Genomic DNA, 26222 nt, shown 5'->3' with positions numbered 1-26222 from the left:
ATCACCTGTATAACCAGTACGCGGTGCTTTCTACATTCGCACCACTTTGTATGTATCGTTTAAGCGCGGCGGTGTTGCCCATCTGGGTCGCCACCCGCAATGTTGTTTTACCGCGAGCATACGCCCAGTTTAGCGCCGTTTGCATCAGTTCAGCACCTGCGCCGCGTCCTGCCAGTAAACCAATGCGCGCGTCAGTGGCATTCAACTCTCGTAGAGAAACATAGCCGCGAATCTCGCCGGACGCCGCGCGTAAAACCAGGCATTGATGATCAAAGGTGCCGCGCACGGCATTTTCAATCCACTGCGCGTAAAAGCGACCACTGGCATCGGGTGCATACCACGGCATACGAAAACGGCTTTGGGCGAATGCTTCGCGGGCTAACTGGCGTAGTACTGGAATATCTGCTTCTTGAGCCACTTCCGCACGGCTTTCACTGACGTTGATCACGGGGAGCGCAAAATCCACTTCTCCTTCGACCAGCGAGAATCCCAGCTGTTGCAGGACATCTAGTTCTTCGGTATTGGATGCGGCAATTTTGGCCTGTACTCGTGACCACGGCGCCAAAACGCCTGGCGTCAGGAGCGGTGCGTCAGGACTAATGCGCACGATGGCGCTGTTAACGCCAAAAAAGGCGTTTTCCCAGGTTAGTGGTTCAATACTGGCGCGGACGGGCATTCTCTATCTCCCTCAACACAGTCGTTTACTGTAATCAGTATCAGCGCCAGACTCCTTTGGTATCCACCACATACTGCTGCTGAACATCATCGCCGCTAATGGCTTTAAACTGGCTGTGATCTACCAACATCACCAGCACATCTGCCGTCGCCAGTGCCTCGTCAAGCTGCGCCAGCGTGCAAAGCCCGGTCAGTTTTTTCGGCAACTGGTGAATATTAGGTTCAACAACCAGCGTTTCGCCGCTGTGCCACTGGGCGATCAGTTCAGCGATTTCCATCGCCGGGCTTTCGCGCAGGTCATCAATATTCGGTTTAAACGCCAGACCAAAGCAGGCAATTTTCAGTTCACTGGCGCGTTTATCAGTGGCAGCCAGACAATCAGCGACCGCCGCTTTCACCTGATCAATCACCCAGAAAGGTTTGTGATCGTTCACTTCACGCGCGGTACGGATAAGCCGCGCCTGCTGCGGGTTCTGCGCCACGATAAACCACGGGTCGACGGCAATGCAGTGACCGCCCACACCCGGACCAGGCTGGAGAATATTGACTCGTGGATGGCGATTCGCCAAACGAATCAGTTCCCAGACGTTAATTCCTTGCTCGGCACAAATCAGCGACAGTTCGTTAGCAAAAGCGATATTCACGTCGCGGAAGCTGTTTTCTGTGAGCTTACACATTTCCGCCGTCCGCGAGTTAGTGACGACACACTCACCTTCGAGGAAAATTTTGTACAGTTCGCTGGCGCGCGCCGAGCAAACTGGCGTCATGCCGCCAATGACGCGATCGTTTTTAATCAGCTCGACCATCACCTGGCCCGGCAACACGCGTTCCGGGCAATAAGCAATATTGACGTCCGCCTGCTCACCCACCTGCTGCGGGAAAGTCAGGTCCGGACGCATCTCTGCTAACCATTCTGCCATCTTCTCGGTTGAACCCACCGGCGAGGTGGATTCAAGGATCACCAACGCGCCTTTTTTCAGCACTGGCGCAATGGAGCGGGCAGCCGATTCGACGTAGGCCATATCCGGCTCATGATCGCCTTTAAATGGCGTTGGGACAGCAATCAGCCAGGCATCAGCCTCAACCGGCGTCGTGCTCGCTCGTAAAAAACCACCTTCTACGGCAGTTTTTACCACGCTCGCTAAATCAGGTTCGACGATATGGATTTCGCCACGATTGATGGTATCAACCGCTTGTTGGTTGATATCAACACCAATCACCTGTTTTTGCCGTGAGGCAAACGCAGCCGCCGTTGGCAGCCCGATATAACCCAGTCCGATAACAGAAATGGTCGCAAAACTCATAGTGATATCCGATTATTTTTTAACGCTTCCAAAATGCGAGAGCATGCCTGACCATCACCATACGGGTTATGGGCTCGGCTCATAGTTTGATATTCATCTTCGTCTTCTAAAAGACGCGTCACTTCCTCGACGATCCGTTGCTTATCCGTCCCCACCAGACGTACCGTACCTGCGGTCACCGCTTCTGGGCGTTCGGTGGTATCGCGCATCACCAGCACCGGTTTACCCAGAGAAGGTGCTTCTTCCTGAATGCCGCCAGAGTCAGTCAAAATCAACCAGGCATGGTTCATCAACCAGACAAACGGTAAATACTCCTGGGGATCAATCAAAATGACATTTTTCACATGCCCCAGAATGCGATTGACCGGCTCTCTGACATTCGGGTTAAGGTGTACCGGATAAACAATCTGGATGTCCTGATGAGTGGTAGCAATTTCAGCCAGCGCATGGCAGATTTCTTCAAAACCACGACCAAAGCTCTCACGCCTATGACCGGTCACCAGAATCATCTTTTTATCGGGGTCGATAAACGGGTAATTTGCCGCCAGTTCTGAACGCAGCGTATCGCTGCTCATTACCTGGTCACGCACCCACAGCAGCGCATCAATTACTGTATTACCGGTAATAAATATTCGGCTGTCAGCGACGTTTTCACGCAGCAAATTTTGCCGGGAAGTTTCAGTTGGTGAGAAATGGTACATCGCCAGATGCCCGGTCAATGTACGGTTAGCCTCTTCCGGCCACGGCGAATAGAGATCGCCCGTGCGCAGTCCGGCCTCAACGTGACCAACAGGAATTCGCTGATAAAACGCTGCCAGGCTGGTTGCCAGTGTGGTGGTAGTATCACCATGAACCAGCACAACGTCTGGTTTGAACTCGGCAAGAATAGGTTTTAGTCCTTCCAGAATCCGACATGTTATCTCTGTCAGGCCCTGTCCTGGCTGCATTATGTTGAGATCGTAGTCAGGTACAATGGAAAAGAGTTTCAGCACCTGATCGAGCATCTCCCGATGCTGCGCAGTGACGCAAACTTTAGCCTCAAAAAAAGGATCTTTTGCCAACGCATGCACCAACGGCGCCATCTTGATGGCTTCCGGGCGCGTACCAAATACAGTCAGTACTTTCACATCGATTCTCTTCGAATAAGCGGCGAGCGCCTTTGCGCTCACCACAGCTGTGTTGCTATTTCGAGCAACGGCGGGTTAATGCGACACCAGCCCCGATCAGCCCCCCGACAATGCCCCACATAATCATCAGGAAGGCACGACGTGGGCTATCGCGTTTTACCGGTTCTTCCGGTGTACGCAAATAGCGATAGGTCTGAAAACGCGGATCCAGGGTTGGACCAACATTAAGGGTATTTAACATGGCCCGATTCTGATCATAGTCGAGATCAAAGGCTGGGCCGACAGCCTGTAAATTTTCCAGTCGCGCCTGAAGCATCGGACGCCCCAACAGGAACATTTCTGAATCAGGTAATTCCTCGGCTGGCACGTCTGTCGCACTGCGAGAAATATTGTGTTGCTCGGCGATTTTAAGTGCCTGTTCAATACTGTTCATCCGGCGGTCGTAGATGGACTTAGCCACTTCTTCCTGACGCTTCACCTGAGCTTTCATCTGAATAGTACGCGCCGCCCATGCGCCTTTCAGCTCATCATTCAGATGACTGGCTGCACGCTGGCTGGCAAAAGCAACATATTGACGAAGCAGGTTATTAGCATCGGGGGCGGTTTCGGCAACCAGTTTAACGCTGTCATTGACCGAGCGGGCGAAATCACCAGGAATAAACAGGATGTTGCTGATCATTTCATCCAGCAGAGCCGCATCGGCTTTACTGTTACCGACCATCCGCTGTTTGTAATAGTCAGTCTGCAACCAGAAATCGCGGCGGGTATCCCACGATGCCAGTTGCATAACAAACTCTTTATAGGCTTCATCCATAACCGATGGTTGGTCGGCAGGGGCCATATTTGAACGAACATCCAGGTTACGCAAAAATTGCTGCTGCGAGTAGTACCCGCCCAGCATATTCACGGTTGGACGATCGGTAATCGCCGTCGCACTCCACTCCTGACGCGCAAAAAAAGTATACGCCAACGCGATTAAGGCAAACGCCAGCCCCATGCCAATAATCCACAGCTTCCCAGCCCACAAGGTACGAAACAACCCACGAATATCCAGTTCATTTTCAGCGTCTTCGGCCGGTTTCCCAGGTATTGGTTGTGTCATCACATCCTCATTTATTTGGTTAAATTGGGGCTGCCACCACGATTTCTACGCAGTCTGCGTTTTACGCGCTTAATAAAGCGAGCAACTTTCCAGGCACGCTTAATGCAATATCCATAGAGGAAGAATGCTAGCAAAAAGAGCACCAGCATGACCCATTCCGGGACAAAATGAGAATATTCTGCCAGTACGCCAATAGAAGCGAGTAGCGCTGCAGCAAGGGTAATCAGCACAAATGCCTGGCGGGAAGTAAACCCGGCACGCATGATCAAATGGTGAATATGCTGACGGTCAGGTGAGAATGGACTCATGCCTTTACGCAGACGACGATACATAATCGCCACCATGTCCATCAGCGGGATAGCAATGATCCATAAGGCGGTAACCGGGCTGATTGGATGTGTGGCACCCTGGGTAGTTTCCAACAGGATCCAGATAACAGTAAAACCAATCAGCGTACTCCCCGCATCGCCCATAAAGACTTTGTAGCGACGCCCCAGAATACCAAGGTTGAGCATGATATAAGGCAGGATGGCGGCGATCATGGCAAAGCACCAGATAGCGAGGCTGGTTTGCCCGTCGAACCACAAAATCATACCGATTGCCGCAAACGAGACACAGGACAACCCGCCCAGCAAGCCATCAATACCATCGACCATGTTGAAGGCATTAATCGCCGCCCAGACAGCAAACAGCGTCAGGAAGTAACCAAACGGTCCGAGCACCATCTCCCAGGAGCCAAAGATATAACCCAAACTACTGAGATAAAGTTTGCCGAACACCATCATAACAATGCCAACAGCTGCCTGTATGGTGGCACGGATTTTTACGCTGATATCAAAACGATCATCCAGCGCGCCAATGAACACAAGCACACCGGCACAAACGAGATAGAGAGCTGCATGTGGAATATAGTAATCGACGATTCCGAACGTGAAGCAAATCCCTGCGTAAACCGAAATCCCCCCAACGAGCGGTATCAATCCCTGGTGACGTTTGCGGAAGTTAGGTTTATCCACTAAACCGACTTTTTTTGCCACCTTGCGGGCAAAAAACAGAAACAGTGTCGTGAATAAAAAAATACTGATGAGATCAGTACTCACTGTCAGTAAATTCACAATGCATGCTCTCAGAGAAAATTATTAGCTGAAGTATACCCACGAAGACCTTTATTCAGAAGGGAAACTACTTTCTGAATCTCTCAGAAATGAGCAAAAATCAACCAATTGATATGTAAATCGCATAAAACACCCGCAAAAACCAGGAATTTTCACACCATCACAGGTATACCGCTAAGATTACAGATATAAAAGCAAAACGCCACGTAAACACGTGGCGTTTTGCTGTAACACTAACTTATGAGCGTTTCATCATCTCGAAGAAATCATCATTGGTCTTGGTCATCGCAAGCTTATTAATGAGGAATTCCATTGCGTCGATTTCGCCCATCGGGTGAATGATTTTGCGCAGGATCCACATTTTCTGCAGCTCTTCCTGAGTGGTAAGCAACTCTTCTTTACGAGTACCAGAACGGTTGTAGTCGATTGCCGGGAAGACGCGTTTTTCAGCGATCTTACGAGAGAGATGTAGTTCCATGTTACCTGTACCTTTAAACTCTTCGTAGATAACTTCGTCCATTTTGGAGCCGGTATCGATTAGCGCCGTTGCAATGATGGTCAGGCTGCCGCCCTCTTCCACATTACGTGCTGCACCGAAGAAGCGTTTCGGACGATGCAGGGCGTTGGCGTCCACACCACCGGTCAACACTTTACCGGATGCCGGTACGACGGTGTTGTAGGCACGAGCCAGACGAGTGATGGAGTCGAGCAGAATAATAACGTCTTTCTTATGCTCAACCAGGCGTTTTGCCTTCTCGATCACCATTTCCGCAACCTGAACGTGGCGAGATGCTGGTTCGTCGAAGGTAGAAGCAACAACTTCACCTTTAACCAGACGCTGCATCTCGGTCACTTCTTCCGGGCGTTCGTCAATCAGCAGAACCATCAGTACGCAGTCTGGATGATTGTAAGCGATGCTCTGAGCAATGTTCTGCAGCAGCATGGTTTTACCCGCTTTTGGCGGTGCCACAATCAGACCACGTTGCCCACGACCGATAGGCGATGCCAGATCCAGTACGCGTGCGGTTAAATCTTCGGTAGAACCGTTACCACGCTCCATACGCAGACGAGAGTTTGCGTGCAGCGGCGTTAAGTTCTCAAAGAGGATTTTGTTACGGGCGTTTTCTGGTTTGTCGAAGTTAACTTCGTTAACCTTCAGCAGCGCAAAATAGCGTTCACCTTCTTTCGGCGGGCGAATCTTACCAGAGATGGTATCACCAGTGCGGAGGTTGAAACGGCGGATTTGGCTAGGAGAAACGTAGATGTCATCAGGGCCGGCGAGGTAGGAGCTGTCTGCGGAACGGAGGAAACCAAATCCATCCTGCAATATCTCCAGTACGCCATCACCAAAGATATCTTCGCCACTCTTTGCGTGCTGCTTCAGGATGGCAAAAATAATGTCCTGCTTACGCATACGAGCCAGGTTTTCCAGCCCCATATTTTCGCCGAGAGTGATCAGCTCAGAAACCGGCGTATTCTTTAATTCGGTAAGATTCATAGTGGTGTGAGTTCTTAAACTTGGGGTAAATCTCGAACTTAATGTTGTGAATGGTATGGCAGGATCATCCATGCCTGTTTACGGTCATCAACTCATGTCTTTTCGCTGTCTGGTCACAGGAGAGTACGCAGAACTGAAACGACAAGACGGATTGAGTGACGAGCCAGAAATCTGTTCACTTCGCATTTAAGAAAAACAGGAAGCGTTGGATATTACAAGATTCAAACTTAATAAGGTATGTTTAATACGAAGTCAACATTAAGTTAGCATGACTCACGCCGGGCGTCCAGTTTTTAGCGACGGGGCACCCGAACATGAAATTCCCTTACGCCAGGTTAGCGTCGAGGAACTCTTTCAACTGACCTTTAGACAGTGCGCCCACTTTGGTTGCGGCCAATTCGCCGTTTTTGAACAGCAGCAGAGTCGGGATACCACGGATGCCATATTTCGGCGCAGTGCCAGGGTTTTGATCGATGTTCAGTTTTGCAACAGTCAGTTTGCCCTGATATTCGTCAGCGATTTCATCCAGAATCGGGGCGATCATTTTGCACGGACCGCACCACTCTGCCCAGAAATCAACGAGGATCGCCCCGTCCGCTTTGAGTACATCCGTGTCAAAACTGTCGTCAGTCAGGTGAATAATTTTATCGCTCATATATAACTCCACAGGAATAAGCCTGGCGTGTTGGTTTCGTTGTTGGTGTAACATTAACCAACTAAAGGTTGACTTTATTTCACCGGATACGCTTTCGTAAAGCAATAGTAAGCTGATATTCTACCACACTATGAGCAAAACACATTTAACAGAACAGAAGTTTTCCGACTTCGCCCTGCATCCGAAAGTTGTAGAGGCCCTTGAAAAAAAAGGGTTTCATAACTGTACGCCCATTCAGGCACTGGCCCTTCCGCTAACGCTGGTGGGTCGTGACGTAGCCGGGCAGGCGCAAACCGGTACCGGAAAAACGATGGCGTTTCTTACGTCAACGTTTCATTATCTTCTCTCTCATCCTGCGATTGCCGATCGCAAGGTGAATCAACCGCGTGCCTTAATTATGGCACCGACGCGTGAACTTGCCGTGCAGATCCACGCCGATGCGGAGCCACTGGCGCAAGCTACTGGCCTGAAATTGGGTCTGGCTTACGGTGGCGACGGCTACGACAAACAGCTGAAAGTGCTGGAAAGCGGCGTTGACATTTTGATTGGCACTACGGGTCGTTTGATCGACTACGCCAAACAGAACCACATCAACCTCGGCGCCATTCAGGTAGTGGTGCTGGACGAAGCCGATCGTATGTACGATCTGGGCTTTATTAAAGATATCCGCTGGCTGTTCCGCCGTATGCCGCCTGCAAACCAGCGTCTCAACATGCTGTTCTCCGCCACGCTTTCGTACCGGGTACGTGAACTGGCGTTCGAGCAGATGAACAATGCCGAATATATTGAAGTGGAACCGGAACAGAAAACGGGCCACCGCATTAAAGAAGAACTTTTCTACCCTTCTAACGAAGAAAAGATGCGTTTATTACAAACGCTGATCGAAGAAGAGTGGCCAGACAGAGCGATTATTTTCGCCAACACCAAACATCGTTGTGAAGAGATCTGGGGTCACCTGGCGGCAGATGGTCATCGTGTTGGCCTGTTAACGGGTGATGTAGCGCAGAAAAAACGTCTGCGTATTCTTGATGAATTTACCCGTGGTGATTTGGATATTCTGGTTGCCACCGATGTTGCCGCGCGTGGCCTGCATATCCCGGCTGTGACGCACGTCTTTAACTACGATTTACCCGATGACTGTGAAGATTACGTTCACCGTATTGGTCGTACAGGTCGCGCTGGCGCAAGTGGTCATTCCATCAGCCTGGCATGTGAAGAGTATGCATTGAATTTGCCTGCTATTGAGACCTATATTGGTCACTCAATTCCGGTAAGCAAATACAATCCGGACGCATTGATGACCGATCTGCCAAAACCGCTGCGCCTCACGCGCCCGCGTACAGGCAATGGTCCGCGTCGTACTGGCGCTCCGCGTAATCGTCGTCGTTCAGGTTAAATAAAAAATGTCATACTCAAAATCATTCAAACTGTATCAAGATGGCAAGAGAATGAATCCCGACGAGCTTATTGTAGTAAGTGATTTGGGTGAAAGAACGCAGCCAACGCAGAGACAGATTGAAGGATGAAGAGTATGGGTTCCACCTCGTCGCTTTATGCCGCTATTGATCTCGGTTCGAATAGTTTTCATATGCTGGTTGTGCGCGAGGTGGCTGGCAGTATCCAGACGCTGACGCGAATTAAACGCAAAGTGCGTCTGGCTGCTGGCCTGAACAGCGAAAATGCCCTGTCTAATGAAGCAATGGAGCGCGGCTGGCAATGCCTGCGTCTGTTTGCTGAACGTTTGCAAGATATCCCTCCCTCGCAAATTCGCGTTGTCGCCACGGCGACGTTACGTCTTGCCGTCAATGCTGGTGATTTCATCGCTAAAGCGCAGGAAATCCTTGGCTGTCCGGTACAGGTCATTAGCGGTGAAGAGGAAGCACGCCTGATTTATCAGGGCGTTGCTCACACCACTGGCGGTGCCGATCAGCGCCTGGTGGTAGATATCGGCGGCGCCAGTACTGAACTGGTAACCGGCACCGGCGCACAAACGACGTCCTTGTTCAGCCTGTCTATGGGCTGCGTTACCTGGCTTGAGCGCTATTTTGCCGATCGTAATCTGGGGCAAGAAAACTTTGTCGCAGCCGAACAAGCCGCGCGCGAAGTGCTACGTCCAGTTGCCGATGAATTGCGCTATCACGGCTGGAAGGTGTGCGTTGGTGCTTCCGGCACCGTGCAGGCTTTGCAGGAAATCATGATGGCGCAGGGTATGGATGAACGCATTACCCTGGCGAAATTGCAGCAACTGAAACAGCGCGCTATTCACTGTGGCAGGCTGGAAGAGTTGGAAATCGAAGGGCTGACGCTGGAACGCGCGTTAGTATTCCCAAGTGGTCTGGCGATCCTGATAGCCATTTTTACCGAGCTGAATATCCAGTGTATGACGCTGGCCGGCGGCGCACTGCGTGAAGGCCTGGTTTACGGCATGTTACATCTGGCGGTCGAGCAGGATATTCGCAGCCGAACACTGCGTAATATTCAACGTCGCTTTATGATTGATACCGATCAAGCACAGCGTGTGGCTAAACTCGCCGCTAACTTGTTCGATCAGGTCGAAAATATCTGGCATCTTGAAGCGATTAGCCGCGATTTACTGGTCAGCGCCTGTCAGCTTCATGAAATTGGCCTTAGCGTTGATTTCAAACAAGCGCCGCAACATGCCGCTTATCTGGTGCGTAACCTGGATCTTCCCGGTTTTACCCCCGCGCAGAAAAAGCTGCTGGCGACGTTATTACTCAACCAGACGAATCCGGTCGATCTCTCATCGCTGCATCAGCAAAATGCCGTACCGCCGCGCGTCGCAGAACAACTCTGTCGTTTACTGCGCCTCGCCATCATTTTTGCCAGCCGTCGTCGTGATGATTTAGTACCAGATATTAAATTACAGGCCGATCATGAGCAGTTGACCTTAACGCTGCCACAAGGTTGGCTGACCCAGCATCCGCTGGGTACAGAGGTTATCGATCAGGAAAGCCAGTGGCAGAGCTATGTCCACTGGCCGCTGGAAGTGCATTAACGTGCAAGGTGCTGGATGCGATGCTCGCTTCTTATCCGGCCTTGATTATTTTCCTCGTTTTGCCGCCATCATCGCTTTCAGATTTGCCAGATGGCTTTGCCCTTTCTGCATCCGTTCTTCAGCGCTGACCACTTTACGCTCTTGTTCCCAAATCAGATCATCCTGCGGCAGCTCCAGCAGGAAGCGGCTTGGCTCCGGGCGCACCAGTTCGCCGTACTGACGGCGTTCTTTACACAGCGTAAAGGTTAATTCCTTCTGGGCGCGGGTGATGCCGACATAAGCCAGCCGCCGCTCCTCATCGATATTGTCTTCATCGATGCTGCTCTGGTGCGGCAAAAATCCTTCTTCCATACCGACCATGTAGACATAGGGAAACTCCAGCCCTTTCGACGCGTGCAGAGTCATCAGTTGCACCTGATCCAGTTCTTCCTCGCTTTCCCCCCGCTCCATCATGTCGCGCAGAGTAAAGCGCGTCACCACTTGGGTTAACGTCATCGGCTCATCCAGTTCGCTGCCTTCCAGCATCTCCGTCATCCAGCTAAATAACTGGTTAACGTTCTTCATTCGCATTTCGGCAGCTTTCGGACTGGGCGATGTTTCATACAGCCAGGATTCATAATCCATGCCGTGGATCAGATCACGCACCGCGGCAATCGGCTCCCGCTCCGCCAGACGCTGGATTTCTGCCAACCAGTGAGTGAAGCGGGTCAATGCTTCATAACCACGTCCGCTAAGCGTCTGACTCAGGCCCATATCAAAGCTGGCGGTAAACATGCTTTTATTGCGCGTCATCGCCCACTCACCCAGTTTTTTCAGCGTAGCCGGGCCAATCTCTCGCTTCGGCGTGTTAACGATACGCAGAAATGCGCTGTCATCGTCCGGGTTAGTCAGCACGCGCAGATAAGCCAGCAAATCCTTGATTTCAGGACGAGAGAAAAACGACGTACCACCGGATATTTTGTACGGGATGCGGTTTTGCATCAGGAATTTTTCAAACACCCGCGACTGATGGTTACCGCGATAAAGAATAGCGTAATCTTTGTACTGCGTTTTATTGACGAAGTGATGTGCAATCAACTCCCCCGTGACGCGCTCTGCTTCATGTTCCTCGTTATTCGCGCTTAAAACTTTTAGTTCCGCGCCGTAGCCCAGTTCGGAGAACAGACGCTTTTCAAAGACGTGCGGGTTATTGGCGATCAGAATATTCGCCGCTTTCAGAATACGCCCGGAAGAGCGGTAGTTCTGCTCGAGTTTAATCACCTTCAACGCCGGGAAATCCTGACTCAGCAGCACCAGGTTTTGCGGACGTGCGCCGCGCCAGGAGTAGATCGACTGGTCATCGTCACCCACCACGGTAAAGCGCGCGCGGCTGCCCACCAGCAGTTTCACCAGTTCATACTGGCTGGTGTTGGTGTCCTGATACTCATCCACCAGCAGGTAGCGAATTTTGTTCTGCCAGCGCTCGCGTACTTCTTCATTGCGTTGCAGAAGTAACGTCGGCAATAAAATCAGATCGTCGAAGTCGAGAACATTGCACGCTTTCAGGTGCGCATCATACAGTCCATAACAATGGGCAAAAATTCGATCCCGCTCGCCCTTTGCCTCTGCCGCCGCCTGCGTCGGTGTTTTTAGATCGTTTTTCCAATTGGAGATGGTCGAAATTAGCTGTTGCAAGAGAACTTTGTCATCTTCGATCAGCCCTTCGGTCAACTCTTTAAGCAAAGCAAGCTGATCGGTATCGTCAAACAACGAGAAGTTTGCCTTCATCCCCAATGCTGCATACTCGCGTTTGATGATATCCAGCCCCAGCGTGTGGAAGGTGGAGATCATCAGCCCGCGCGCCTCTTTACGCCCCAGCGTCTGCCCGACACGCTCTTTCATCTCGCGCGCCGCCTTATTGGTAAAGGTCACCGCCGCGATATGTCGCGCCTGATAACCGCAACCGCGGATCAGATGGGCGATTTTATTGGTGATAACACGAGTTTTACCGGAACCCGCACCCGCCAGCACCAGGCAGGGGCCGGTAACGAATTCGACAGCTTGTTGTTGGCCGGGGTTTAGACGCATAGGTATATTGCTCAATCTTCGAACGGGGGGGAGGATTGTAGCAGAATCGCATTTGAATGTGACCGAGTGAAAACCGCTAACCGGATGGCTGCGGATGTTTAAATCAGAGAGGGAAGGCCGAAACCGGAGTTCATCATGAATCCATTAGACTTAGAAAATATCGGGTCGTAACGTTGTGTTATTACTTTTTCAGAGTTTACTAAGGAGAGGTTTACTCGTGGCGATTAATTTCAGCCCCAAGGTTGGTGAAATACTGGAATGCAACTTTGGTAACTATCCTGTTAGCCAGAATGGACAGTTCAGCACGACGTATTACGATGGCCGCATTCCACCTGAGATGATAAAAAATAGGTTGGTTGTCGTGCTCAACGGAAAAATTAATGGCAACGCATGTATCGTCGTTCCATTATCAACCACTCGCGACCATGACAAGTTAAATCGTGGAATGCATGTTGAAATAGCCAGTAATGTTATCAATGACCTGCAATTCTTTGATCAGCAGATACGTTGGGCTAAAGCCGACCTGGTACAACAAGTCAGTCGAAACCGATTAAACAGAGCAAGGACTTATCGGGGGTATCTTAATCAATGTTTGCCACATGAGTTGGTTGCAGACATACAGAGGGCAGTCATCAAGTCAATCAATGCCATATCGCTCATAAATTGACAATAAAATCACCATCCCCGATAATGACTCTGTAGCCCATAGAGGCCCTAAGTTTTCTCCCCTTGAGGGACCTGCGAAGCCCGGATTTTCCGGGCTTTTGCCATATATGTCCCCCCCTCCCTGACTGACAATTTTTAATTCAAGGCACGATCATGGCAAAAACAGCAGCAGCACTGCATATCCTTGTAAAAGAAGAGAAACTGGCTCTGGAACTTCTCGAGCAGATTAAGAACGGTGCCGATTTCGGCAAGCTGGCGAAGAAACACTCCATTTGCCCGTCAGGTAAACGCGGTGGTGATTTAGGTGAATTCCGCCAGGGCCAGATGGTTCCGGCGTTCGATAAAGTGGTTTTCTCTTGTCCGGTACTGGAGCCAACCGGTCCGCTGCATACCCAGTTCGGGTATCACATCATTAAGGTGCTTTACCGTAACTAACAGCAAGGCCTTCTCCGGGAGAAGGCCTTGAACTCTGAATCGCACTTAACCTGCAACAGCAATACGTTTCATATCCGTCATATAGCCGCGCAGTTTCTTACCTACCTGCTCAATCGCATGGCTGCGAATCGCTTCGTTCACATCACGCAACTGCGCGTTATCTACCGCACCTTCCGGAATAGCTTTACCCAGGTCGCCCGGTTGCAGCTCTGCCATAAACGGTTTCAGCAGCGGCACACAAGCGTAAGAGAACAGATAGTTACCGTACTCGGCGGTATCAGAGATAACCACGTTCATTTCGTACAGACGCTTACGGGCGATGGTGTTGGCAATCAGCGGCAGTTCATGCAGTGATTCATAGTAAGCAGACTCTTCAATGATGCCGGAATCGACCATGGTTTCGAACGCCAGTTCAACACCCGCTTTCACCATCGCGATCATCAGTACGCCCTTATCGAAGTACTCCTGCTCGCCGATTTTGCCTTCATACTGCGGCGCGGTTTCGAACGCGGTTTTGCCGGTTTCTTCACGCCAGGTCAGCAGTTTCTTATCGTCGTTGGCCCAGTCCGCCATCATGCCGGAGGAGAATTCGCCGGAGATGATGTCGTCCATATGTTTCTGGAACAGCGGTGCCATGATCTCTTTCAGTTGTTCTGACAGCGCGTAAGCACGCAGTTTCGCCGGGTTAGAGAGACGGTCCATCATCAGCGTGATGCCGCCCTGTTTCAGCGCTTCGGTGATGGTTTCCCAACCGAACTGAATCAGTTTTTCTGCGTATGCCGGATCGGTGCCTTCTTCCACCAGCTTGTCGAAGCACAGCAGAGAGCCAGCCTGCAACATACCGCACAGAATAGTTTGCTCGCCCATCAGGTCAGATTTCACTTCTGCAACGAAGGACGATTCCAGCACGCCCGCACGGTGACCACCGGTTGCTGCCGCCCACGCTTTGGCAATCGCCATACCTTCGCCTTTCGGATCGTTTTCCGGATGAACGGCAATCAGCGTCGGTACGCCGAATCCACGTTTGTACTCTTCACGCACTTCGGTGCCAGGGCATTTCGGCGCAACCATTACTACGGTGATGTCTTTACGGATCTGCTCGCCTACTTCCACGATGTTGAAACCGTGCGAGTAACCCAGCGCCGCGCCATCTTTCATCAACGGCTGTACGGAACGCACAACGTCGGAATGCTGCTTATCCGGCGTCAGGTTAACCACCAGATCCGCCTGCGGGATCAGTTCTTCGTAAGTACCAACTTTAAAACCATTTTCGGTCGCTTTACGCCAGGATGAGCGCTTCTCGGCAATCGCTTCTTTACGCAGAGCGTAAGAAATATCCAGACCAGAATCACGCATGTTCAGGCCCTGGTTCAGACCCTGTGCGCCACAGCCGACGATGACTACTTTTTTACTCTGAAGGTAGCTCGCGCCATCGGCGAATTCATCGCGCCCCATAAAGCGACATTTGCCCAGCTGTGCCAGCTGCTGGCGCAGATTCAGTGTATTGAAGTAGTTAGCCATGGAGATTCCTCGTGATGTTGTGCTTCTTATTGTTCGGTTCGCGTTTGCGAGATTGAATTCACTATATGACAGGAAATTTATTGCGGAAATTGATATATTCACAACGTCACATTGCAATTTTTGCAACGTCAACATTGAGGGCTGCGCCATTGGATTTACGCGATCTGAAAACCTTCCTGCATCTGGCGGAAAGCCGCCATTTTGGCCGCAGCGCGCGGGCGATACACGTAAGCCCATCCACGCTCTCACGGCAGATTCAGCGCCTGGAAGAAGATCTCGGTCAGCCGCTGTTTGTGCGCGATAACCGCACGGTAACGCTGACGGAAGCGGGGGAAGAGCTGCGTGTTTTCGCCCAGCAAACGCTGTTGCAGTATCAGCAACTGCGCCACACCATCGATCAGCAAGGGCCGTCGCTCTCAGGAGAATTACATATCTTCTGCTCGGTGACCGCCGCTTACAGCCATCTTCCACCGATTCTCGACCGCTTCCGCGCGGAACATCCGTCAGTGGAGATTAAACTCACTACTGGTGATGCGGCAGATGCGATGGAAAAGGTGGTCACTGGCGAAGCGGATCTGGCAATTGCTGGTAAACCGGAAACCTTGCCCGGCGCAGTGGCGTTTTCGATGCTGGAGAATCTGACGGTGGTGCTGATCGCGCCTGCCCTACCGTGCCCGGTGCGTAATCAGGTTTCGGTAGAGAAGCCGGACTGGTCTACAGTGCCGTTTATCATGGCCGACCAGGGACCGGTACGCCGCCGCATTGAACTGTGGTTTCGACGCAATAAAATCAGCAACCCGATGATTTACGCCACGGTTGGCGGACATGAAGCGATGGTATCGATGGTGGCGCTCGGCTGCGGCGTGGCCTTGTTGCCGGAAGTGGTGCTGGAAAACAGCCCGGAACCGGTGCGTAACCGCGTAATGATTTTAGAGCGCAGCGATGAGAAAACGCCGTTTGAACTGGGTGTGTGTGCGCAGAAAAAGCGGCTGCATGAGCCGCTGATTGAAGCGTTCTGGAAGATTTTGCCAAACCACAAATAACGTTGTCGCGTGGGTAGACCTGATAAGCGAAGCGCCATCAGGCATTTTTCCCTAACCCGCCAAAAAGAACCTGAACGCCGGGTTATTGGTTTCGTCGTGGCAATCGTAGCCCAGCTCATTTAGCCGGGTTTCAAAATCCGGTTCATGGTCGCCAAGCTCAAACGCCGCCAGCACGCGTCCGTAGTCAGTACCATGACTGCGATAATGGAACAACGAAATGTTCCAGTGCGTACCCAGCGTGTTGAGGAAACGCAGCAGCGCGCCCGGTGATTCCGGGAATTCGAAGCTGTAGAGGCGTTCCTGCAACGGATGCGATGGACGCCCGCCAACCATATAGCGCACGTGAAGCTTCGCCATTTCGTCGTCGGAGAGATCAACCACGCTGTAGCCGCCATCGTTGAGCATCTGCAAAATTTCTTTGCGCTCTTCGAGGCCGCGGCTTAAGCGCACGCCGACAAAGATGCAGGCGTTTTTGGCATCAGCAAAACGGTAGTTGAACTCGGTGACCGAGCGCCCGCCAAGCAGCTGGCAGAATTTGAGGAAACTGCCTTTTTCTTCCGGGATAGTCACCGCCAGCAACGCTTCACGCTGTTCGCCCAATTCGCAGCGTTCCGAGACGTAGCGTAGGCCGTGGAAATTGACGTTTGCCCCCGAAAGTACATGCGCCAGTCGTTCTCCGCGAATGTTGTGCTGGGCGATGTATTTTTTCATTCCCGCCAGCGCCAGCGCGCCAGACGGCTCCGCCACCGCGCGCACATCTTCGAACAGGTCTTTCATCGCCGCACAGATAGCATCGCTGTCGACGGTGATGATGTCGTCGAGATACTCCTGGCATAAACGGAAGGTTTCGTCGCCGATGCGTTTTACCGCAACGCCTTCAGCAAATAGCCCTACGCGCGGCAAATCAACGGGATGACCTGCATCCAGCGCCGCTTTCAGGCAGGCGGAGTCTTCCGCTTCTACGGCGATCACTTTGATTTGCGGCATCAGCTGTTTGATCAGCACTGCCACACCCGCCGCCAGGCCGCCGCCGCCGACCGGTACAAATACGCGATCAAGATGGGCATCCTGCTGGAGCAGTTCCAGCGCCAGCGTGCCTTGCCCGGCGATCACCATCGGATGATCGAACGGCGGTACCCAGGTGAAGCCCTGCTGCTGCGACAGTTCAATTGCTTTGGCTTTCGCTTCATCGAAGTTTGCGCCGTGAAGCAGCACTTCGCCACCGAAGCCGCGCACCGCATCAACTTTGATGTCAGCGGTGGCGGTTGGCATGACGATCAGCGCCTTCACGCCTAACCGTGCGGAAGAAAACGCCACGCCCTGCGCGTGGTTACCCGCCGAGGCGGTGATCACGCCATGCGCTTTCTGTTCTTCCGTCAGGCCCGCCATCATGGCGTATGCGCCGCGCAGCTTGAAGCTGTGCACTGGCTGGCGGTCTTCGCGCTTCACCAGAATCACGTTATCAAGACGCGACGACAGTTTTTCCATTTTTTGTAGCGGCGTGACCTGCGCCGCTTCGTAAACCGGTGCGCGTAGCACCGCTCTTAAATATTCGGCACCTTCCGGAGCACCGGAGAGAGGTTGTGAGTCAGCCATCATTAACCCCCCAGTTTCGATTTATCGCGCACCGCACCTTTGTCGGCGCTGGTTGCCAGGCTGGCGTAGGCGCGCAGGGCAAAGGAAACCTGGCGTTCACGGTTTTTCGGTGTCCAGGCCTGGTCGCCACGGGCTTCCTGCGCTTCACGACGCGCGGCAATTTCCTGGTCGCTCAGTTGCAACTGAATGCCGCGATTCGGAATGTCGATTTCGATCAGGTCGCCATCTTCAATGATCGCGATATTGCCCCCGCTTGCCGCTTCCGGTGAAACGTGGCCGATGGAGAGGCCGGAAGTCCCGCCGGAGAAACGGCCATCGGTGATCAGCGCGCAGGCTTTGCCGAGGCCCATCGATTTCAGGAAGGTGGTCGGATAGAGCATTTCCTGCATGCCAGGGCCGCCTTTCGGACCTTCGTAGCGGATCACCACGACATCACCCGCGACGACTTTACCGCCGAGGATAGCTTCTACCGCATCGTCCTGGCTTTCGTACACTTTCGCCGGGCCGGTGAATTTGAGGATGCTGTCATCGACGCCCGCAGTTTTAACGATGCAGCCGTTTTCTGCGAAATTACCGTAGAGCACCGCCAGACCACCGTCTTTGCTGTAGGCGTGTTCCAGCGAGCGGATACAGCCGTTTGCGCGATCGTCATCGAGAGAATCCCAACGGCAATCCTGCGAGAATGCCTGTGTAGTACGAATGCCAGCAGGGCCTGCGCGGAACATATTTTTTACCGCGTCATCCTGGGTCAGCATAACGTCGTATTGTTCCAGCGTTTGCGGCAACGTCAGGCCAAGTACGTTTTTTACATCATGGTTCAGTAATCCCGCGCGATCCAGTTCACCGAGAATACCGATAACACCACCAGCCCGGTGAACATCTTCCATATGGTATTTCTGGGTGCTCGGCGCAACTTTACACAGCTGCGGAACCTTTCGGGAAAGTTTATCGATATCACTCATGGTGAAGTCGATTTCCGCTTCCTGCGCCGCCGCCAGCAGGTGAAGTACCGTGTTGGTAGAACCGCCCATTGCGATATCCAGCGTCATGGCGTTTTCAAACGCCGCCTTACTGGCGATATTACGCGGCAGTGCACTTTCGTCGTTTTGCTCGTAGTAACGTTTGGTCAATTCAACAATGCGTTTACCTGCATTGAGGAACAGCTGCTTACGGTCGGCGTGAGTTGCCAGCAGCGAGCCATTACCCGGCTGCGACAGGCCCAGCGCTTCGGTCAGGCAATTCATCGAGTTAGCGGTGAACATCCCGGAGCAGGAACCGCAGGTTGGGCAAGCGGAACGTTCAACCTGATCGCTCTGGGAGTCAGATACTTTCGGGTCTGCACCCTGGATCATCGCATCAACAAGATCGAGTTTGATTATCTGATCGGAAAGTTTGGTTTTCCCGGCCTCCATCGGGCCGCCGGAAACGAAGATCACCGGAATGTTTAATCGCAGGGAAGCCATCAGCATCCCCGGGGTGATTTTGTCGCAGTTAGATATGCAGACCATGGCGTCGGCGCAATGGGCGTTGACCATATACTCAACGGAATCAGCGATCAGTTCGCGAGATGGCAGTGAATAAAGCATCCCCCCGTGGCCCATGGCAATCCCATCATCCACCGCAATGGTGTTGAACTCTTTGGCAACACCGCCAGTCGCTTCAATTTGTTCGGCGACCAGTTTACCGAGATCGCGCAGATGGACGTGACCCGGTACAAATTGGGTGAACGAGTTCACAACCGCGATAATCGGCTTACCGAAATCGGCATCGGTCATTCCGGTGGCGCGCCACAGCGCACGAGCACCCGCCATATTACGACCATGAGTGGTGGTGGCGGAACGGTACTTAGGCATACTTTATTTACTCCCAGTGTCTGTCTCGTAAATGGGACGGTGCGTGCCGTCCCATTTTTTGTATTTATTGATTAACTTGATCCAACCAGCCCCATTTATCTTCGGTTTCGCCAGTGAAGAGGCCGAAGAAGGCTTGCTGAATGCGTTTGGTAACCGGGCCGCAACGGCCTTCGCCAACCTGAATCCCGTCTACGCTGCGCACTGGCGTGATTTCTGCCGCCGTACCGGACATAAACACTTCATCCGCCAGGTACAGTGATTCGCGCGACAGCACCTGCTCACGCACTTCAATTCCCAGCTCTTTCGCCAGTTTGATGATGGCGTCACGGGTGATACCCGGCAGCGCGGAAGAGGTAAACGGTGGGGTGAACAGCACACCGTCTTTCACTTCAAACAGGTTTTCGCCTGCGCCTTCAGAGATGTAACCGTTCACATCCAGCGCGATACCTTCCTGATAACCGTGGCGGCGCGCTTCGCTACCCACCAGCAGGGAAGAGAGGTAGTTACCGCCGGCTTTTGCCGCGGTTGGGATGGTGTTTGGTGCTGCGCGGTTCCAGGAGGAAACCATCGCATCGATCCCCTGCTCCAGCGCTTCTGCCCCCAGATACGCTCCCCACGGGAAAGCGGCGATAATCACGTCGGTTGAGTATCCCGCAGGCGGGTTTACGCCCATGCCAACATCACCGACGAAGATCAGCGGACGGATATAGGCGCTGGTGAGATTGTTTTTGCGGATCACGTCACGACAAGCTTCCATCAGCTCATCAATGCTCTGCGAAACCGGGAAGCGATAGATTTTGGCGGAGTCATGCAGACGCTGCATATGCTCACGATGGCGGAATACAACCGGTCCTTTGTGCGAGTCGTAGCAACGGATGCCTTCAAAAACCGAGGTGCCATAGTGCAGCGCGTGCGACATCACATGCACCTTCGCGTCTTCCCAGCGAACCATCTCCCCATTGAACCAAATGTAATCAGCTTTCTTCGTGGTCATTTTTATATTCCTTTTGCGCTCAGGCGCGGATTTGTTGTGATGTGGTTGTGCTCTGGCAGATGGCAACGTGTGCGACGTCCACCAGTTTATTTAACTGACTAAACAGTAAGTCGACCGACCGTGGGCTGGCAACGGTCAATTCGATATTTATATTTTGTGCATCGCTGGCGGCGGCCATATTCATTGAGCAGACGTGGAAACCACGATGACGCACCACGCGTAAAACACGTTCTAAGGTTTCCGGATTGAAGCGAGCCGATACATTGACCTGATGTTGCATCATGATAATTTCTCCAACATTTCTGAATTACTGGCACCAGGCGGCACCAGCGGCCAGACGTTCTCAAGTTCGTCGATTGAGACATGAAGCAGGTATGGCCCATCACTGTTCAGCATGGTGTCGAGTGCCGCTTCAACCTGGTCTTTACGGGTGATGTGTTGGCCAGGGATGCCGAAGGCGCTGGCTAACATGAGGAAATCGGGGTTATCGGTAAGGGTGGTTTCGCTGTATCGTTCCTGGAAAAACAGTTGCTGCCATTGTCGAACCATCCCTAACCGTTGGTTATCGAGTAAGACGATTTTCAACGGTAACTGCTTGCGTTTTACGGTGCCCAGCTCTTGCACATTCATCATGAAAGAGCCGTCACCGGAGATACAGACAACGGTATCGTTCGGTCGTGCGACTTGCGCGCCAACCGCTGCCGGTAAACCGAATCCCATAGTGCCTAATCCGCTGGAGGTGATGAAATTTTCCGGGCGAGTATGGGCGATGTGCTGCGCAGCCCACATCTGGTGCTGCCCCACATCTGTGGTCACGACGCAATCCGCAGGTTTACGATCCGACAGTTGTTTTAACAACAACGGCGCGTAGATAGCATCACCGGGATGGTCGTAACGCCAGGCATGTTCATCATGCAGCTGCGCGCAGTATTGCTGCCAGTCATTGATATTTAACGTGTGCTGTAATGCTGGTAACAGAGCATTTAAATCACCCTGTAATGCCACATGTGCCTGACGCAGCTTGTTCATTTCTGCCGGGTCGATATCCATATGGATAACGCTGGCGTGTGGCGCGAAAGTGTTCAGCTTGCCGGTCACCCGGTCATCAAAACGTGCACCCACGGCGATCAGTAAATCACATTCCTGCACCGCGAAGTTCGCCGCTTTGGTGCCGTGCATTCCCAGCATTCCCAGATAGTACGGATAATCTGCTTCAACTGCGCCCAGTCCTTTCAACGTGCAGGTGGCAGGCATTTTTGTGGCAGAGAGAAATTCACGCAAAGCGGGAACAGCCTGCGCCATGCCCACGCCACCGCCAACGTACAGCATCGGTTTTTGCGCTTTTGCCAGCATCTGGCGCGCTTGCTCGACTTCGGCATGGGGAAAAGACACTTCGTTTTCAACGGTGGTGAACCACGGTTCCAGATCGCCGCTGGCTAACTGGATATCTTTTGGGATATCGACCAGAACTGGACCTGGACGACCTGAGCTGGCAACGTCGAATGCTTCAGCCATGATGCGCGGCAACTCTTCCAGCGACTGCACCAGAAAGCTGTGCTTGGTACAGGCTAATGACAATCCCAGTACATCCACTTCCTGAAATGCATCGGTGCCGATGAACGGTGCAGACACCTGACCGGTGATGGCAACAACAGGGATGGAATCTAACAGCGCGTCCGCAAGCCCGGTTATCAGGTTGGTTGCGCCCGGACCAGACGTGGCGATACATACGCCAGTTTTGCCAGTAGCACGGGCATAGCCGATAGCCGCCATTGCCGCTCCCTGCTCATGTCGGCACAGCAAGTGCTCCACGCCGCCGTCATACAATGCATCGTAAACCGGCATAATTGCGCCACCCGGATAACCGAAAACGGTGTTCACACCCTGTGCCCGCAACGCATGTACCACCCACTGTGCGCCATTCATAGTTAGTTCCCCGTCCTGAATCTTGAGAAACAGAATTTTGTGCTGTTATTCATTGTCTGCTCCTCGGTTATGTTTTTAAGGTCAAAAAAAACCCCCGGACCTTTCGGTGCGGGGGTCTTAGTTCGTTAAGGCTTGATCTCTAAGCCTTTCCTCGTCCAAGTGCAGCCCCGCACGGTGGGATAATAATCACCACCACGCTAATCACGACCAGGCTAATCACTCGTAGAAGGGCTGTCATTTTGTCTTTTCTTGCATCTTGTTCGAAGGAATACCTAAAGAGTTACCATAGATTTTGCGAATGGCACAAGATATTTTTTAATCACGTTTTGTTGTATTCCCAATCATTTCGATAAAAATCATTGTTTTTTATATAAAAAAAGGTGAGTGAAAAAAAATTCAATTTCCGTATGTTTCTTACCCTCGCCCAGAGGCTAATTTTTTTACTTCTCATTTTTGCGAGAGTTATTCCATCACTCATACAACTCAGTTCACGTTGCATAAATAAACGGGAATCAGCCGCTAATTAACGCAATCTGGCAGACTACAGCAGCGATCTCTTATGCTCATAATAGTGGCTCAAGGAGGGCTTATGTCACTGTCAATTGTTCATACTCGTGCAGCTCTGGGAGTAAACGCACCCCCGATCACTGTTGAGGTTCATATCAGTAAAGGTCTACCAGGATTAACGATGGTGGGCTTACCAGAAACAACGGTAAAAGAAGCACGCGATCGCGTGCGCAGCGCCATTATCAATAGCGGATATGAATATCCGGCGAAAAAAATCACCATTAACCTTGCACCAGCCGACCTGCCGAAAGAAGGAGGGCGATATGATTTACCTATCGCTATTGCTTTGCTGGCAGCTTCTGAACAGCTTACAGCCAATAAGTTGCATGAATATGAATTAGTCGGGGAACTGGCGCTTACAGGCGCTCTGCGCGGCGTTCCTGGCGCAATCTCCAGTGCAACTGAAGCCATTAAGTCAGGCAGAAAAATTATCGTCGCGAAAGATAACGAAGATGAAGTGGGGCTAATTAACGGTGAAGGATGCCTGATAGCCGATCATCTGCAGGCTGTCTGTGCGTTTCTCGAAGGTAAGCATGCTCTCGAACGCCCGTCACCAACTGATGTTGTATCCCGGATATTACAACATGATCTCAGTGATGTTGTCGGTCAGGAGCAAGGAAAGCGAGGGCTGGAAATTACCGCCGCAGGGGGCCACAACCTTTTACTGATTGGACCACCAGGAACAGGTAAAACAATGCTCGCCAGCCGTATTAATGGCTTATTGCCAGATTTAAGTAATGAAGAAGCTCTGGAGAGTGCCGCAATATTAAGCCTGGTGAATGCCGAGTCAGTGCAAAAACAATGGCGGCAGCGCCCGTTCCGCTCACCGCATCACAGTGCGTCGTTAACTGCGATGGTGGGCGGTGGTGCAATTCCAGGTCCAGGTGAAATTTCGCTGGCGCATAACGGCGTGCTTTTTCTTGATGAGCTACCTGAATTTGAACGGCGTACACTGGATGCCTTGCGAGAGCCGATTGAATCCGGGCAGATCCATCTTTCACGCACGCGAGCAAAAATAACCTATCCAGCCCGTTTCCAGCTTGTTGCTGCGATGAACCCCAGCCCTACCGGACATTATCAGGGAAACCATAACCGCTGCACACCAGAACAAACATTACGTTATCTCAACCGACTCTCTGGTCCCTTTCTTGACCGCTTTGACCTTTCACTGGAGATCCCATTACCGCCCCCCGGCATTTTGAGTAAAGCGGTAGTGCCAGGAGAAAGCAGCGCCACCGTTAAACAACGTGTAATGGCCGCCAGAGAGCGCCAATTTAAGCGGCAGAATAAACTGAATGCCTGGCTGGATAGCCCGGAAATACGGCAATTCTGCAAGCTTGAGAGCGCAGATGCGCAGTGGCTGGAAGAAACGCTGATCCATCTGGGGTTATCGATTCGTGCCTGGCAGCGATTACTGAAAGTAGCACGAACCATTGCTGATATTGATCAGTCTGACATCATCACACGCCAGCATTTGCAGGAGGCGGTTAGCTATCGTGCGATTGACCGCTTGCTCATCCATTTGCAAAAACTGCTGACATAAAAAAAGGGCATTTCGCCCTTTTTATTAATCGTCGGAATCGGTGTAGTCTTCAGCACCTTCGACCTGCGGTTTACCGCCGGAAAGGGTATGAAAACGTTTTGGACGTTTAATACGCGTCATATACTTGGACCACACGCGTTCTGCTTCTGTCACTGGCTCACGTTCGCCACGGCATACTGCTACGAAGAGTTTCTCTTCCTCGGTAACCGGCTCGCGCTTGCCGAGATCCAGCTCATTGAAGGCATAACCATGACGCTCAAGCAGTTGTGCCTCTTTGATGGTGAAATCACCATGACGAGAGAATCCACGTGGATAATGTTTATTGTCGAAATATCGATTAGTCGTCGTAAAGCTTTCCGCCATCCTGCACGCTCCTAATTCTTTGACCGAGCTAGTTATGGCGCGGAGTATTAGTTACGCTTGACAGAGTGTAAAACAAAACATTTAAATCATAACGACAAATAATTTTGCGGAGAGCACTGTGGATACGGAATTGTTAAAAACTTTCCTGGAAGTTAGCCGAACGCGTCACTTTGGTCGAGCGGCTGAATCGCTCTATCTGACCCAATCAGCCGTGAGCTTTCGAATCAGACAACTGGAAAATCAACTGGGTGTGAATCTTTTCACCCGCCATAGAAACAATATCCGTTTAACCGCTGCCGGAGAAAAGCTTCTGCCTTATGCAGAAACGCTCATGAGCACCTGGCAAGCCGCCCGCAAGGAGGTGGCGCATACCTCACGACATAATGAGTTTTCTATCGGTGCCAGCGCCTCGCTGTGGGAGTGTATGCTTAATCAGTGGCTGGGGCGCTTGTATCAGAATCAGGATGCCCACACAGGCCTGCAATTTGAAGCGCGGATTGCCCAACGACAGTCTCTGGTAAAACAGCTACATGAACGTCAACTTGATCTTCTTATTACCACTGAAGCGCCCAAAATGGACGAATTTAGTAGCCAGTTGTTGGGACATTTCACTTTAGCGCTCTATGCCAGCGCCCCCTCTAAGTTAAAGGGTGATCTTAACTATCTGCGTCTGGAATGGGGGCCGGATTTTCAACAGCATGAGACAGGTTTGATCGGTGCTGATGAAGTTCCAATCCTGACAACCAGTTCTGCTGAACTGGCACAACAACAGATTGAAATGCTTAATGGCTGCACCTGGCTACCGGTAAGTTGGGCGCGCAAAAAAGGCGGTTTGCATACTGTTGTCGACAGTACAACACTTTCACGGCCGCTCTATGCCATATGGCTGCAAAATAGCGACAAACACGCGCTGATTCGAGATCTATTGAAAATTAACGTACTAGATGAAGTGTATTAATCTGAATGGCTGGCAAGGACGCCGGTGGAAGGATTTACTTCGGAGAGGGTTATTTTAGATAAAAAAAATCCTTAGCTTTCGCTAAGGATGATTTCTGGCAGGGGCGGAGAGACTCGAACTCCCAACACCCGGTTTTGGAGACCGGTGCTCTACCAATTGAACTACGCCCCTAATTAGGGTGGCGGAACGGACGGGACT

At 51.8% G+C, this 26222-nt stretch carries 25 protein-coding genes and 1 tRNA gene; 7 read left to right on the top strand and 19 right to left on the bottom strand.

Annotation, left to right across the window (positions count from 1 at the left end; translation table 11 throughout):
• Nucleotide 1: 1 nt before the first annotated feature.
• From rffC to trxA, 8 genes are all read right to left on the bottom strand, one after another.
• The gene (rffC, locus tag FEK43_RS14750) at nt 2–676 is read right to left on the bottom strand and encodes a dTDP-4-amino-4,6-dideoxy-D-galactose acyltransferase (protein WP_131162284.1); all 675 of its coding nucleotides are present in this window, start codon (nt 674–676) and stop codon (nt 2–4) included.
• Nucleotides 677–716: 40 nt separating this feature from the next.
• Nucleotides 717–1979, bottom strand: a complete 1263-nt coding sequence (wecC, locus tag FEK43_RS14745) for a UDP-N-acetyl-D-mannosamine dehydrogenase (RefSeq protein ID WP_130209394.1) — start codon at nt 1977–1979, stop codon at nt 717–719.
• Entirely contained in the window at nt 1976–3106 is a 1131-nt protein-coding gene (wecB, locus tag FEK43_RS14740; protein WP_064530529.1) for a UDP-N-acetylglucosamine 2-epimerase (non-hydrolyzing), read from the bottom strand. The genes wecC and wecB overlap by 4 nt, the downstream gene beginning before the upstream one ends.
• Nucleotides 3107–3161: 55 nt before the next feature.
• Nucleotides 3162–4208 (bottom strand): ECA polysaccharide chain length modulation protein, encoded by a 1047-nt coding sequence (gene wzzE / locus FEK43_RS14735; RefSeq protein WP_135408338.1) that lies wholly within the window; start codon nt 4206–4208, stop codon nt 3162–3164.
• Nucleotides 4209–4219: 11 nt separating this feature from the next.
• A complete protein-coding gene (wecA, locus tag FEK43_RS14730; RefSeq protein WP_130209388.1) occupies nt 4220–5323 on the bottom strand; it encodes a UDP-N-acetylglucosamine--undecaprenyl-phosphate N-acetylglucosaminephosphotransferase in 1104 nt (367 codons plus the stop codon).
• Nucleotides 5324–5561: 238 nt separating this feature from the next.
• Nucleotides 5562–6821 (bottom strand): transcription termination factor Rho, encoded by a 1260-nt coding sequence (rho, locus tag FEK43_RS14725; protein ID WP_001054527.1) that lies wholly within the window; start codon nt 6819–6821, stop codon nt 5562–5564.
• A gap of 87 nt (nt 6822–6908) precedes the next feature.
• Nucleotides 6909–7007: a rho operon leader peptide RhoL gene (gene rhoL / locus FEK43_RS14720; protein WP_032145636.1), complete on the bottom strand. Its 99-nt coding sequence runs from the start codon at nt 7005–7007 to the stop codon at nt 6909–6911.
• A 139-nt stretch (nt 7008–7146) separates the two neighbouring features.
• Entirely contained in the window at nt 7147–7476 is a 330-nt protein-coding gene (trxA, locus tag FEK43_RS14715) for a thioredoxin TrxA (protein ID WP_064530526.1), read from the bottom strand.
• A gap of 130 nt (nt 7477–7606) precedes the next feature.
• Here trxA and rhlB point away from each other — a divergent pair, with 130 nt between their 5' ends.
• Nucleotides 7607–8872 carry an ATP-dependent RNA helicase RhlB gene (gene rhlB, locus FEK43_RS14710; protein ID WP_130209386.1) on the top strand — a complete coding sequence of 422 codons (1266 nt, stop codon included), beginning with the start codon at nt 7607–7609 and terminating at the stop codon, nt 8870–8872.
• A 135-nt stretch (nt 8873–9007) separates the two neighbouring features.
• Nucleotides 9008–10492, top strand: a complete 1485-nt coding sequence (gene gppA / locus FEK43_RS14705) for a guanosine-5'-triphosphate,3'-diphosphate diphosphatase (RefSeq protein ID WP_131162286.1) — start codon at nt 9008–9010, stop codon at nt 10490–10492.
• A 45-nt stretch (nt 10493–10537) separates the two neighbouring features.
• Here gppA and rep read toward each other — a convergent pair whose 3' ends face one another.
• Nucleotides 10538–12559, bottom strand: coding sequence for a DNA helicase Rep (gene rep / locus FEK43_RS14700; protein WP_130209382.1), 2022 nt, complete (start codon nt 12557–12559; stop codon nt 10538–10540).
• A gap of 217 nt (nt 12560–12776) precedes the next feature.
• Between rep and FEK43_RS14695 the strand changes: the two genes are divergently transcribed.
• Both FEK43_RS14695 and ppiC read left to right on the top strand, forming a co-directional pair.
• A complete protein-coding gene (locus FEK43_RS14695; RefSeq protein WP_000996698.1) occupies nt 12777–13226 on the top strand; it encodes a type II toxin-antitoxin system PemK/MazF family toxin in 450 nt (149 codons plus the stop codon).
• A 152-nt stretch (nt 13227–13378) separates the two neighbouring features.
• Nucleotides 13379–13660, top strand: coding sequence for a peptidylprolyl isomerase PpiC (gene ppiC, locus FEK43_RS14690; protein WP_001140258.1), 282 nt, complete (start codon nt 13379–13381; stop codon nt 13658–13660).
• Between the two features lie 45 nt (nt 13661–13705).
• Here ppiC and ilvC read toward each other — a convergent pair whose 3' ends face one another.
• Nucleotides 13706–15181, bottom strand: a complete 1476-nt coding sequence (gene ilvC, locus FEK43_RS14685) for a ketol-acid reductoisomerase (RefSeq protein WP_135408335.1) — start codon at nt 15179–15181, stop codon at nt 13706–13708.
• Between the two features lie 149 nt (nt 15182–15330).
• Between ilvC and ilvY the strand changes: the two genes are divergently transcribed.
• On the top strand, nt 15331–16224 hold the full coding sequence (ilvY, locus tag FEK43_RS14680; RefSeq protein ID WP_135408333.1) for an HTH-type transcriptional activator IlvY: 894 nt from the start codon (nt 15331–15333) through the stop codon (nt 16222–16224).
• A gap of 51 nt (nt 16225–16275) precedes the next feature.
• On the opposite strand, the gene ilvA is transcribed toward ilvY, so the two are convergent.
• The 7 genes from ilvA to ilvL form a co-directional block, all read right to left on the bottom strand.
• The gene (gene ilvA, locus FEK43_RS14675) at nt 16276–17820 is read right to left on the bottom strand and encodes a threonine ammonia-lyase, biosynthetic (protein ID WP_044867235.1); all 1545 of its coding nucleotides are present in this window, start codon (nt 17818–17820) and stop codon (nt 16276–16278) included.
• A gap of 2 nt (nt 17821–17822) precedes the next feature.
• The gene (ilvD, locus tag FEK43_RS14670) at nt 17823–19673 is read right to left on the bottom strand and encodes a dihydroxy-acid dehydratase (protein WP_135408330.1); all 1851 of its coding nucleotides are present in this window, start codon (nt 19671–19673) and stop codon (nt 17823–17825) included.
• 64 nt (nt 19674–19737) lie between these two features.
• Nucleotides 19738–20667: a branched-chain-amino-acid transaminase gene (gene ilvE / locus FEK43_RS14665; protein WP_000208520.1), complete on the bottom strand. Its 930-nt coding sequence runs from the start codon at nt 20665–20667 to the stop codon at nt 19738–19740.
• 19 nt (nt 20668–20686) lie between these two features.
• Nucleotides 20687–20950: an acetolactate synthase 2 small subunit gene (ilvM, locus tag FEK43_RS14660; protein ID WP_000983255.1), complete on the bottom strand. Its 264-nt coding sequence runs from the start codon at nt 20948–20950 to the stop codon at nt 20687–20689.
• Complete coding sequence (gene ilvG / locus FEK43_RS14655) at nt 20947–22593, bottom strand: acetolactate synthase 2 catalytic subunit (protein WP_135408328.1); 1647 nt, start codon at nt 22591–22593, stop codon at nt 20947–20949. The genes ilvM and ilvG overlap by 4 nt, the downstream gene beginning before the upstream one ends.
• 2 nt (nt 22594–22595) lie before the next feature.
• Nucleotides 22596–22646, bottom strand: a complete 51-nt coding sequence (gene ilvX, locus FEK43_RS14650; protein WP_001387183.1) for a peptide IlvX — start codon at nt 22644–22646, stop codon at nt 22596–22598.
• A gap of 86 nt (nt 22647–22732) precedes the next feature.
• Nucleotides 22733–22831 carry an ilv operon leader peptide gene (ilvL, locus tag FEK43_RS14645; RefSeq protein ID WP_001311244.1) on the bottom strand — a complete coding sequence of 33 codons (99 nt, stop codon included), beginning with the start codon at nt 22829–22831 and terminating at the stop codon, nt 22733–22735.
• Nucleotides 22832–23182: 351 nt separating this feature from the next.
• Between ilvL and FEK43_RS14640 the strand changes: the two genes are divergently transcribed.
• The gene (locus FEK43_RS14640; protein ID WP_130209372.1) at nt 23183–24703 is read left to right on the top strand and encodes a YifB family Mg chelatase-like AAA ATPase; all 1521 of its coding nucleotides are present in this window, start codon (nt 23183–23185) and stop codon (nt 24701–24703) included.
• Nucleotides 24704–24727: 24 nt separating this feature from the next.
• On the opposite strand, the gene maoP is transcribed toward FEK43_RS14640, so the two are convergent.
• Nucleotides 24728–25066 carry a macrodomain Ori organization protein MaoP gene (maoP, locus tag FEK43_RS14635; RefSeq protein WP_000841001.1) on the bottom strand — a complete coding sequence of 113 codons (339 nt, stop codon included), beginning with the start codon at nt 25064–25066 and terminating at the stop codon, nt 24728–24730.
• 118 nt (nt 25067–25184) lie between these two features.
• On the opposite strand from maoP, the gene hdfR reads away from it, so the two are divergent.
• Nucleotides 25185–26024, top strand: a complete 840-nt coding sequence (gene hdfR / locus FEK43_RS14630; RefSeq protein ID WP_130209370.1) for an HTH-type transcriptional regulator HdfR — start codon at nt 25185–25187, stop codon at nt 26022–26024.
• A 95-nt stretch (nt 26025–26119) separates the two neighbouring features.
• Here hdfR and FEK43_RS14625 read toward each other — a convergent pair.
• Nucleotides 26120–26195 (bottom strand) — tRNA-Trp (locus FEK43_RS14625).
• Nucleotides 26196–26222 lie beyond the last annotated feature (27 nt).

Origin of the sequence: Escherichia sp. E2562, assembly GCF_005781075.1 — a bacterium.
Classification (GTDB): Bacteria; Pseudomonadota; Gammaproteobacteria; order Enterobacterales; family Enterobacteriaceae; genus Escherichia.
Note: the sequence above shows the minus strand (reverse complement) of the source record. Positions and strands in the feature narration are given on the sequence as shown.

Coding starts and splice junctions, on each gene's coding strand:
- wecC (WP_130209394.1), bottom strand. CDS start 1,979: ATGAGTTTTGCGACCATTTCTGTTATCGGACTGGGTTATATCGGGCTG.
- ilvD (WP_135408330.1), bottom strand. CDS start 19,673: ATGCCTAAGTACCGTTCCGCCACCACCACTCATGGTCGTAATATGGCG.
- rhlB (WP_130209386.1), top strand. CDS start 7,607: ATGAGCAAAACACATTTAACAGAACAGAAGTTTTCCGACTTCGCCCTG.
- ilvC (WP_135408335.1), bottom strand. CDS start 15,181: ATGGCTAACTACTTCAATACACTGAATCTGCGCCAGCAGCTGGCACAG.
- maoP (WP_000841001.1), bottom strand. CDS start 25,066: ATGGCGGAAAGCTTTACGACGACTAATCGATATTTCGACAATAAACAT.
- ppiC (WP_001140258.1), top strand. CDS start 13,379: ATGGCAAAAACAGCAGCAGCACTGCATATCCTTGTAAAAGAAGAGAAA.
- FEK43_RS14640 (WP_130209372.1), top strand. CDS start 23,183: ATGTCACTGTCAATTGTTCATACTCGTGCAGCTCTGGGAGTAAACGCA.
- ilvE (WP_000208520.1), bottom strand. CDS start 20,667: ATGACCACGAAGAAAGCTGATTACATTTGGTTCAATGGGGAGATGGTT.
- ilvA (WP_044867235.1), bottom strand. CDS start 17,820: ATGGCTGACTCACAACCTCTCTCCGGTGCTCCGGAAGGTGCCGAATAT.
- trxA (WP_064530526.1), bottom strand. CDS start 7,476: ATGAGCGATAAAATTATTCACCTGACTGACGACAGTTTTGACACGGAT.
- ilvL (WP_001311244.1), bottom strand. CDS start 22,831: ATGACAGCCCTTCTACGAGTGATTAGCCTGGTCGTGATTAGCGTGGTG.
- gppA (WP_131162286.1), top strand. CDS start 9,008: ATGGGTTCCACCTCGTCGCTTTATGCCGCTATTGATCTCGGTTCGAAT.
- rep (WP_130209382.1), bottom strand. CDS start 12,559: ATGCGTCTAAACCCCGGCCAACAACAAGCTGTCGAATTCGTTACCGGC.
- wzzE (WP_135408338.1), bottom strand. CDS start 4,208: ATGACACAACCAATACCTGGGAAACCGGCCGAAGACGCTGAAAATGAA.
- ilvG (WP_135408328.1), bottom strand. CDS start 22,593: ATGAATGGCGCACAGTGGGTGGTACATGCGTTGCGGGCACAGGGTGTG.
- rffC (WP_131162284.1), bottom strand. CDS start 676: ATGCCCGTCCGCGCCAGTATTGAACCACTAACCTGGGAAAACGCCTTT.
- rhoL (WP_032145636.1), bottom strand. CDS start 7,007: ATGCGAAGTGAACAGATTTCTGGCTCGTCACTCAATCCGTCTTGTCGT.
- ilvM (WP_000983255.1), bottom strand. CDS start 20,950: ATGATGCAACATCAGGTCAATGTATCGGCTCGCTTCAATCCGGAAACC.
- rho (WP_001054527.1), bottom strand. CDS start 6,821: ATGAATCTTACCGAATTAAAGAATACGCCGGTTTCTGAGCTGATCACT.